Source organism: Siphonobacter sp. (assembly GCF_048595215.1).
Lineage (GTDB): Bacteria > Bacteroidota > Bacteroidia > Cytophagales > Spirosomataceae > Siphonobacter.
On the sequence record NZ_JBMDWJ010000046.1, the window covers coordinates 1 to 9,240 of the forward strand.

The following is a 9,240-nucleotide window of genomic DNA, read 5'->3' on the forward strand; positions in this document are numbered from 1 at the left end:
GATTTGAAATTTATTATCCCTTCACCACCAAGCCGTATCTGCTGGGAGAATACAATTCTGGCTATCTGTGCATGTTTTTGCTGTTGCTGGGCATGTATACGCTGTTCTTTTATCTGGTGAGCCGGGTTTTTACGGTTTTTACCCAAACCCGACTGTTTACTACCTACGGCATCCGGCAATTGCAGTGGTTTTACCGGGGGAATCTGCTATTACCCACCCTGGTAACCGTACTGATCTCGCTGGTTTATCCCCTTGGTTCACCGGTAGAGGTACTCATCAGCTTGCATTTCCTGCTCGGGGTGTTTACGTATTTTCTAGCCGTTATTTTTGAACAGGGGCTTACGCTTCAAAACGAACAGGATTTAATTATTTAATATGCCCATCATTGTCAACGTGGATGTCATGCTCGCCCGTCGGAAAATGCAGAGCAAAGAACTGGCCGAGCGACTGGGCATTACACCAGCTAACCTGTCCATTCTCAAAACGGGCAAAGCTAAGGGCATTCGTTTCGATACGCTGGAAGCCCTGTGTCAGATTCTGGACTGTCAACCCGGCGATATTCTTGAATACGTAGCCGAGTCCTAGGCCCTTTTCTCCTTCCTGTTTTCTTAGACTCCCGCTTTCAGCGAGGGCGGAAATCGCTATGTCTTTTCAACCATGCAACGCTTACACATTCAGCACCTTAGCAAAACCTATGCCAATGGCGTGAAAGCCCTGAGCAATGTTTCGCTCGATCTCGGTCCGGGCATGTTTGGCTTACTAGGGCCCAACGGAGCGGGCAAATCAACACTCATGAAAACGCTGGCGGGCCTGCAATCCGCCGATCAGGGGGAAATTCACTGGAACGACCTCGACGTTCGGCAACAACCGCGGCTCTTCAAACAGCACCTGGGTTTTCTGCCCCAGGGCTTTGGCGTCTACCCCAAGGTATCGGCCTACGAATTACTCCAACATCTAGCCATTCTGAAAGGCCTTACCCACCGGGCGTCCCGCACGGAACAGGTACTGGCCTTACTCGAAAAAACGAATCTCTACTCCGTACGGCATCAGGAAGCTCATCGCTTTTCGGGGGGTATGCTACAGCGATTTGGGATTGCCCAAGCCTTACTCGGGGACCCCAAAGTACTGATTGTGGACGAACCTACGGCGGGTCTCGACCCCGAAGAACGCCTGCGATTCAATAACCTGCTCAGCGAAATCAGTGAAGAACGAATCGTCATCCTGTCCACGCACCTAGTCGAAGATGTGCGGCATTTGTGTACCGATATGGCCATCATGAATCGGGGTCAACTCATCGCTCGCGGCAAACCCGAAGCTTTCATTCAAAATCTGGAAGGCAAGCTCTGGCAGCGACGCGTCGCTAAAGCGGAACTCGCCTCCCCGCAGCCAGGTCTGCTTTCGATGCAGTTGGTCGGCGGTACGCACGTGGCCCACTACTACGCAACTAGCTGTCCCGGGCCCGATTATCAGCCCTTAGCGGCTACGCTGGAAGACGTTTATTTCCATGCCCTCAATCAACCTGCGTTATGAAAGCGACGTTTACCTTCGAACTCTACTCGTACTTCCGCAAACCCGGTTTTTATCTAAGTCTGGCACTAGCTTTGTTTATCGGCTATTTCATTGGCTCACAGCTTACGTTTAGTCCAAGCAAAGAATTGACCCGGTACGGCAGCTACGCTCTTACGCACCTGACGGGTTTACTCAATCTGGCCGGGATGTTTATTACCGCTTTCTTTTCAGCTCAGGTATTCTTTCAGGAAAAAGACGCCAACCTGGAGACGGTTCTGTACGCCCTGCCGCTAAGGAAGGTTCCCTTTCTGATGGGTCAGTTCACGGTGGTTTTCCTGCTGAGTGCTTTGCTCATGCTGAGTCTCAGCACGGGCGTACTACTTTCCCAATTCACGCAGACCGAATACAGCAGCCCAATTCAATGGACGTATTATGCTCAGCCCTTTTTCCTATTCAGCGTACCGAACCTTTTCCTGTACGTGGCCCTGCTGAGCGGCGTAGCCTGGTTCAGTTCCCGGAAATTGCTCGTGTACATGGTCGCCCTGTTGCTCTACATGGCTTATCTGGTCGTGATGCTGTATGCGGGCTCGCCGCTCATGTCCGCCGCTTTACCTGCTTCCCAACAGGCCCGGTATTGGGCGGCCTTGCTGGATCCGTTGGGATTATCCGCCTTTTATGACCAGACGAATCACTGGACTATCGTACAGAAAAACAGCCAGCTTTTGCAGCTTAGTGGGGTATTGCTCCTCAACCGATGCGGGTACTTATTATTTTCCGGACTGGTCATCGGTTTCAGTTTACTTCGCTATCGGTTTCAAATTCCAACGAAAAGTCGTCGTTCACCTAAATCCTTAGCTCATTCCTTTCAGGGCCAGTACCACCCCCTGACGGGTTTCGCTCAGGGGATTACTTATCACTATTCCGTACTCATCAGCGAAGTTCGACTCAGTTTGCTCTGGATCATCCGAAGCATTCCATTCGCCGTACTGGCCCTGAGTCTTATGTTTTATATGGCCATGGAATACTACGGCACCCTGGATCAGGGCATTCGTCTACCCGAACGCTACGCGACTACGGCCGTTTTTGTCAACCGAATTCTGGCCAACTTTCCGGGCTTGCAGGTAGGCATCGTACTATTCTATAGCCATGAACTCTTTTATCGGAGCCGCAACGAAGGTTTTAGCCTGTTGGAACGTTCCACGCCCGCCGAGCAAGTGACGCAATTAGTAGCCCAGTGGCTCAGCCTAAGCCTACTGCACGTGCTGATGCTTACGCTGGTGATTGGGGTAGCTCTGGTCTTTCAATGGATGTATCAATACCCCACCGTTGACTGGTCGGCGTATGCGGCTCTGTATGCGTTCATTGGTTTGCCGGTAAGCATCAGTAGTGGACTGGCCTTGTGTCTATACTGGCTCATTCCCCAAAAAGGACTTAGCCTGCTCGTGGCAACCGTCTTGGTGCTACTCGTTTCCACTTCCCTGGGTAAATTTATAGGACTCACGCATCCGCTGATTCGCCTGGCCGCACCGTACAGCGGGCGTTATAGCGAAATGAATGGTTGGGACGCGTACGTGGAAAGCTTTAACTGGCGACTGGCCTACGGGTGGAGCGTTGTGTTGCTCCTGCTCACGTTTACGGTACAGCGAAAAAGTCCCCACCTGCGGAGTATACCAGTCCTGGTATTATTCCTCGTTGGAAGTCTTACGCTGGGCCTGACCATTCACGCCCAAGTTCCCAAACGTAGCGATCGGCTCGCGGAGCAGCAGTGGTATGAACAGCAATTTCGTCGATTCCGCGATCAGCCTAAACCCTGTGTAACAGACGTTCAAACGCAAGTGGATTTATTTCCAGAACAACACAGGTACCTGGTGCGAGGTACGTATCAGCTCGTTAACCAATCGTCCCAAACCCTTGATCAAATGCTGTGGACCATCCCCAAAGGAATCGACCTTGATTCGCTGGTATGGGTACGTGGGCAACTGCGTAAAGTTCTGCCGCATCAGACGCATCTTATGCGTTTGGAAAAACCCTTGCAGCCCGGCGATACGGCTCAGTTGCATTTTTCCTTTCATTCAGGTTGGGATGGTTTTTCGGGTCATGAATCGTTTAATGCCATCGTGCAAAATGGAACGTTTATCCGTCTCAGTAACTATTTCCCGCAAATTGGCTATCAGACCGCTCTGGAAATTACCTCGCCGGAAGAACGACGTAACAGAGGATTAGGCCCCGCCAGTCCCTTACGACCGCTGGAAGCTCCCCGCAGTCCGACGGATTTTATTCGACTGGATATGCTCGTTTCGACATCCGCTTCGCAGACCGTTGTAGGTGTTGGATCACTGGTCGGGCAGTGGACGCAGCAGGATCGCCGGTATTTTCATTTTCAGACGCCTACTCCCATTCCCTTTCGTTTTGCTGTTTCCTCGGCTCAGTATCAGCTTCGTCGGGTGATTCACCGGGGTACGGGTATCGAGGTGTATTACGACCCGAAGCATCCGGAAAACGTGAATCACCTGATCCAACGGACGCAGCGGGCTCTGGATTACTGCCAGCGGGAATTTGGGCCGTATCCCTTTCCGGTCATTCGTTTTGCTGAAGTTTCCTCCTTTACATCGGGCTTTGCCGGCACGGCGTATCCCGCCAGTATCTTCATGACGGAAGATCTCCTTTTTCACGCCAATCTGGCCGGAGATCAGCAGCAGGACGTGATCAACGAACTGGCCGCTCACGAACTCTCGCACCAGTGGTGGGGAGCTAATCAATTGGTGCCGGACGAACGCGAAGGCAGTAAGTTACTGACCGAAACACTGGCCATGTATACTGAGCTGATGCTGGTCAAGCATACGCTCGGCCACGAAAAGGCCTTAGAACACGTGGCTCTACACCGAGGGATTTACGAGCAGGAACGGGGATTCACCACGGAAGAACCTTTGTACCGGGTTAAGCCCGAAAACGATCATCTGCATTACTCGAAAGGACTGGTAGCGATGTACCAACTGAGCGAGTTGATCGGCGAAAAACGCCTCAATCAGGCCCTGCGACGGCTGCTGGCAGCCCACGCCTACCCGAATGCGGCTCCGGTTTCGACGGATTTTCTGGAAGAGCTTTATCGCGTCAGTCCACCTGCTACACACTCGAAAATCGACGCCCTTTTCAAGCAGGTCCAACGTTGAATCCCAGGAAAATTTTCATGAATTGTTGAATCCGAGCGTGGTGCCTCCGATCTTCGTTCCTTCTTGCATGCTAAATCTATTGTAATGTTGAAACGTACTGTCCTGACCAGCGTGCTGGGTTGGTTATCCTTCAGTGGATTACACGCTCAGGTGCTGACCGATTCCCTACAGATTGAAGGAAATTATCGCGTCTTCCATTTTCATAAACCCGCCGTGGGTCAGCAACCGCAAAGTCTGGCCTTCGTCATGCACGGATCGGGCGGTGATGGCAAAGGCATGATGCGGGGCACCGAAAAAGCGGAGCAGGAGGCCCAGACCACCCGTACGCTGCTGGTATACCCCGATGGCTATAAACGCTACTGGAATGAATGCCGGAAAGCTTCGCCCGCGTTGGCCAACAAGGAGGACGTCAACGAGCAGGCTTTCTTTGCGGGCATGATCGAATACTTTGAGCGGCATTACGGCATTCAGCCGAAGCAGGTATTTGCCGTGGGTACCTCCGGGGGTGGTCACATGGCGTATAAACTGGCCCTGACCATGCCGGATCGATTTAGGGCCGTAACGGCCATCATCGCCAATCTGCCCGATACCGATAATCTGGACTGTACGCCCACGGGCAAACCCGTACCCGTGCTGATCATCAACGGTACGGAAGATAACGTAAACCCGTATCAGGGCGGTGTTGTTGATCTGGGGCCGAACATGAATATGGGCCGCGTACGGTCCACCGACCGCACCTTTGCCTACTGGGCCGAGCTGGCGGGCTACCGCGGCAAACCAACGATGGAAAAACTACCGGATACAGACCCCAGCGATGGCCGGACCGTAGAACGATATACGTACCAAGTCAAAGGAAAGCCCGAAGTAGTACTCCTGAAGGTCATCGGTGGCAAGCACGATTACCCCAAGGATATTGACGTACACGTAGAAGCGTTGCGTTTTTTCCAACGCCAGCTTCGCTAAACGACGAACCGCTGTCTTTTTCAAGCCTCCAGGTATTGCCTTATCTGGAGGCTTGGTTGGTACGTACCGTTCTCCGCTTCCTTTTAACTCCTGAGGTGAGTTTCCGACCCTCTTACGACAGGAATCCTTTTCCGTATCTAGTATCCTAACAGCCCGTATGCTGACCTCTTCCGTAGCGACCAAACCTCATTTCCAAGTACTCGATGGCCTGCGGGGCATTGCTGCCGTAGCCGTGGTTATTTTCCATTTTATGGAGTTTATTACTCCGGACTACCACGACAGCTTCATTGCCCACGCGTACCTGGCCGTCGATTTTTTCTTCTGCTTATCAGGTTTTGTCATCGCCTACGCGTACGATGATAAATTAGGATCGATGGGCGTACGTACCTTTCTAAAAAGACGACTGATTCGCTTGCACCCGCTGGTGGTGATCGGTTCGATCATTGGCTTACTGACCTTCGTTTTTGATCCGTTTAGCAAACTCTATTCCGTATACGCCAGTCAGACGCTGGGCATGTTTCTTACCTCCTGTCTGATGATTCCTTTTCCGCTGGTCCGGGAACGGTATTTCAATCTGTTTCACCTCAATCCACCCACCTGGACGCTGTTTTGGGAATACCTGGCTAATGTGCTCTATGCGTTAGTACTGGTCAAACTACCCACCAGAGTTCTGGCAATGCTAACCCTGATTGCCGCTTGTACGCTGTTCTACGAAGCTCACCGATCCACATACTTGGCCGTGGGATTTGGCGGGGATAACTTTTGGGGCGGCGGAAGCCGGGTTTTCTATTCGTTTCTGGCGGGTATGCTCGTGTACCGGAGCCGCTGGATTATTCGCACGCGACTGGGTTTTGGCGTAGTAGGCCTTTTATTACTGCTTACGTTTTTAGTGCCTTTTTCGAAAGCGATCAACTGGCTGGTCGATCCACTGCTCGTGGTTTTTTATTTTCCTTTCCTGATTGCCCTGGGAGCGGGTACGCCCGTCGAGCCCGCGTTACAACGGATTTGTACATTTTCGGGTGATATTTCCTATCCGCTGTACATGACGCACTATCCTTTTTTGTGGCTTGTCCTGAGTTATATCGAAGCAAAAAAGCCGCCCGTGAGTGAATTGATTGTCATTATGATCGTCGGCGTTATCGTACTAATCCTGTTTGCGTATATCGTCCTGAAATTTTTGGATGAGCCGATTCGTACTTACTTCAAACGGATGTAAACACTTCTAATTTAGAAAACTATATTTCTACAGTACAACAAAAAGGTTCGGTAAATTACCGAACCTTTTTTACGATCAGCCGTACCTGTTTACTTTACTACAGTCGCTTCCAGCTCAATCGTTAGCCCCTGAAAAAGGCCTTTCACTTCCAGTAAGCTAGTGGCCTGTTTGATACCGTGTCCGACGATCCAGGACTGGTACAAGTCCCCACAGGTTGTAAAGAATTCAATCGATGAAGTCGTATACACATTCAGCCGCACAATGCCCTGACAACTGTAACCGGCCTCCGTAATGAGTTGCTCTAGGTTATCAAAGGTTTGTTGTAACTGGGTTCGCATGTCGGCCGTACTGGGCTGCCCGTGAGCATCGATGGCGGCCTGCCCGGAACAATAGAGCGTGCCGGCTGGCTGCTTGATTTCAACGGCTTGTACGGAATTGGTGTACTCTCCCCATTTCCAGGGATCAATGGTTCGCTTTTCCATGCGGGTAACGATGTTATAATTGATTTGACAATACAAAAATCGCTGCCTCAAGCGACAGCCTTATGTCATACCTTTTTTGGAACGCGTAAAATAATTTGCAATCCGAGGACAAATCAGCCGTGCGGATTGTAGTACAAGACGTACATCCAAGCTTTTTTGTGTAGTATCTTCGTAAGAGCAACTGCACGCTATCCATTCCCTCTGGTAAGAGATGTTAGCCATTTTTGAAAACTATATCAAAACTCAAAACCTCACTTTATCTGAGGAAGAAGTCGCCATGATTACGGCGGCGGCGATGGAGCGGACGGTTTCTAAAAGACAGATCTTGTTACGGGCCGGGGAAGTCTGCCGGCATAAAATCTTCATTACCAGAGGCTTCTTGCGAACCTACCGGATTGGAGCGGATGGTACGGAACACATAATGCAGTTTTCCCCGGAACTGAACTGGACTACCGATGGCGAAAGTTACACCCACCGTACGCCTTCGGCTTATATTATCGAAGCTGTGGAAGATAGCCAGCTGATGATCTGGAACCGCGATCGGTTTGATACTTTACTCGAAGCCATACCCAATCTTAGAACCTATTCCGAACAACTGATTTCCCGGCATCTGCATCTCAGTCGCAATCGGCTGTACCAAACCTTCAGTGCCACGCCCGCCGAGAAGTACGAGGATTTTCTGCAGGCTTATCCGGGTATTCTTTCCCGCGTACCCTTGCGGATGGTGGCCTCTTACCTTGGCGTTTCTTTGAAAACGCTGACGCGAATCCGACAGGCTCAGCTCAGGCATTCGGTAAAATAGGGACAAATGTCCTCTTTTGGGCTTTACGGATTGTTCAATTTTGCCTCGTAATCACAGGCGAGTGAGCAAGCCTTTCGTTCGAACACTCGCCTCACAAACATACACGACCATGCGAGTATTTGTAACGGGAGCCTCGGGCTTTGTAGGCTCCGCCATTGTACAGGAATTGCTAGCGGCAGGGCATCAGGTTTTAGGCCTGGCCCGTTCCGACGCCTCCGCTCAGTCCCTGCAGGAGATTGGTGTGGACGTACTCAGGGGTAGCCTGGAAGATCCGGAGGTATTGAAAGCGGGAGCCTCGGCAGCGGATGGCGTCATCCATACGGCCTTTATTCACGATTTTTCGCAGTATGCGGCGGCGGCGGCCACGGACAAACGGGCCATTGAAGCCCTCGGCTCCGCCCTGGTCGGTACCGATCGTCCTTTGATCGTAACCGGAGGAATTCTGATTGTGCCTAGCGATGGAGGCATTATTACGGAAGCGGACGCGGCTCCGGCCACGCACCGGGCTTCTGAAGCTACGGCTATCGCCTTAGCCGAGACAGGCGTACGGGCTTCGGTGATCCGGCTTCCGCCTTCCGTCCATGATCAGGGCGATGGCGGGTTCGTACCGTTCCTGATTGATCTGGCCCGGAAGAAGGGCGTTTCGGCGTACGTAGGAGATGGCAGCAATCGCTGGCCCGCCGTACACCGACTCGATGCGGCCCGCTTATACCGCCTGGCCCTGGAAAAAGCCGCAACGGGTCAACGGTACAATGCCATTGGGGACGGAGGCATTCCGGTTCGGGAAATCGCGGAATTAATCGGACAGGAGCTACAAGTACCCGTAGTCTCCGTATCTCCCGAAGAAGCCAGTAGTCATTTTGACTGGATGAGTCGGTTTATCACCTTCGATAGTCCGGCAACGGCTACTCAAACCCGAGCCGCTTTGGGCTGGGAACCCGTCCATCCAGGGCTGATCGAGGATTTGCGGATGGGTCATTATTTCAATCGATAAGCTACCGGGTTTCCTGACTGCAAGGGTTGGTCTTTGTAGTCAGGAAACCCGATTCTTGTTCGCTTGATCTTATGAATACTGTATGGAGCCGTTACTTTTCTAGC

9 protein-coding genes are annotated in these 9,240 nt (G+C 51.8%); 8 read left to right on the plus strand and 1 reads right to left on the minus strand.

Features of this window, described 5'->3' with window-relative positions; translation table 11 throughout:
• The 6 genes from ACOJTG_RS02850 to ACOJTG_RS02875 form a co-directional block, all read left to right on the plus strand.
• Window positions 1-374, plus strand: a 374-nt coding sequence (locus tag ACOJTG_RS02850; RefSeq protein WP_420152422.1) for a DUF2975 domain-containing protein, incomplete at its 5' end; no start/stop codon positions are given.
• Between the two features lies 1 nt (window position 375).
• Window positions 376-585, plus strand: coding sequence for a helix-turn-helix domain-containing protein (locus ACOJTG_RS02855; protein ID WP_102202511.1), 210 nt, complete (start codon window positions 376-378; stop codon window positions 583-585).
• A gap of 72 nt (window positions 586-657) precedes the next feature.
• Complete coding sequence (locus ACOJTG_RS02860) at window positions 658-1,530, plus strand: ABC transporter ATP-binding protein (protein ID WP_420152423.1); 873 nt, start codon at window positions 658-660, stop codon at window positions 1,528-1,530.
• Complete coding sequence (locus ACOJTG_RS02865; protein WP_420152424.1) at window positions 1,527-4,679, plus strand: M1 family aminopeptidase; 3,153 nt, start codon at window positions 1,527-1,529, stop codon at window positions 4,677-4,679. Before ACOJTG_RS02860 ends, ACOJTG_RS02865 begins: the two co-directional genes overlap by 4 nt.
• Before the next feature lie 84 nt (window positions 4,680-4,763).
• On the plus strand, window positions 4,764-5,642 hold the full coding sequence (locus ACOJTG_RS02870) for an alpha/beta hydrolase family esterase (RefSeq protein WP_420152425.1): 879 nt from the start codon (window positions 4,764-4,766) through the stop codon (window positions 5,640-5,642).
• Window positions 5,643-5,799: 157 nt separating this feature from the next.
• The gene (locus ACOJTG_RS02875) at window positions 5,800-6,858 is read left to right on the plus strand and encodes an acyltransferase family protein (protein ID WP_420152426.1); all 1,059 of its coding nucleotides are present in this window, start codon (window positions 5,800-5,802) and stop codon (window positions 6,856-6,858) included.
• Window positions 6,859-6,947: 89 nt separating this feature from the next.
• Here the strand turns inward: ACOJTG_RS02875 and ACOJTG_RS02880 are convergent, their stop codons facing one another.
• Window positions 6,948-7,340, minus strand: a complete 393-nt coding sequence (locus ACOJTG_RS02880) for a RidA family protein (RefSeq protein WP_420152427.1) — start codon at window positions 7,338-7,340, stop codon at window positions 6,948-6,950.
• A gap of 211 nt (window positions 7,341-7,551) precedes the next feature.
• Here ACOJTG_RS02880 and ACOJTG_RS02885 point away from each other — a divergent pair, with 211 nt between their 5' ends.
• Window positions 7,552-8,142 carry a Crp/Fnr family transcriptional regulator gene (locus tag ACOJTG_RS02885; protein WP_420152428.1) on the plus strand — a complete coding sequence of 197 codons (591 nt, stop codon included), beginning with the start codon at window positions 7,552-7,554 and terminating at the stop codon, window positions 8,140-8,142.
• A 109-nt stretch (window positions 8,143-8,251) separates the two neighbouring features.
• On the plus strand, window positions 8,252-9,136 hold the full coding sequence (locus tag ACOJTG_RS02890; protein ID WP_420152429.1) for an SDR family oxidoreductase: 885 nt from the start codon (window positions 8,252-8,254) through the stop codon (window positions 9,134-9,136).
• The last annotated feature ends 104 nt before the right edge of the window (window positions 9,137-9,240 follow it).